The sequence below is a fragment of the Polaribacter sp. 2305UL8-11 genome (assembly GCF_058147165.1).
Genome location: NZ_JBYVJW010000070.1, coordinates 1 through 250, shown reverse-complemented (window position 1 = coordinate 250; position 250 = coordinate 1). Strand labels below are relative to the sequence as shown.

Below are 250 nucleotides of genomic sequence, written 5' to 3'. Positions count from 1 at the left end.
AGCAGGGCGTGATCAGGTAGAGGCAAAATGCGTCTTGCTGTATGACAGCAAAGACGTGGACACACAGTTTTCAATCAGCAAAATGTCGCAAATTGAATTGCGCGATTTGAAATCAGTGTGGAAGAAAGTTGGTTGGCTGAATCAGGCGGCATACGGCAAAGACCATTGCGGTGAAATCGTGGCAACAGGTGGCGAAATTTTGCGCGACACCGAAGAGTACATGAGTTTTGACAGCGATGATAGACAGGCA

The 250-nt window shown here is 47.6% G+C and carries 1 protein-coding gene; it reads left to right on the top strand.

Annotation, left to right across the window (positions count from 1 at the left end):
* On the top strand, positions 1–250 hold a 250-nt coding region (locus tag ACY2RW_RS16235), incomplete at both ends, for a hypothetical protein (RefSeq protein ID WP_490123774.1).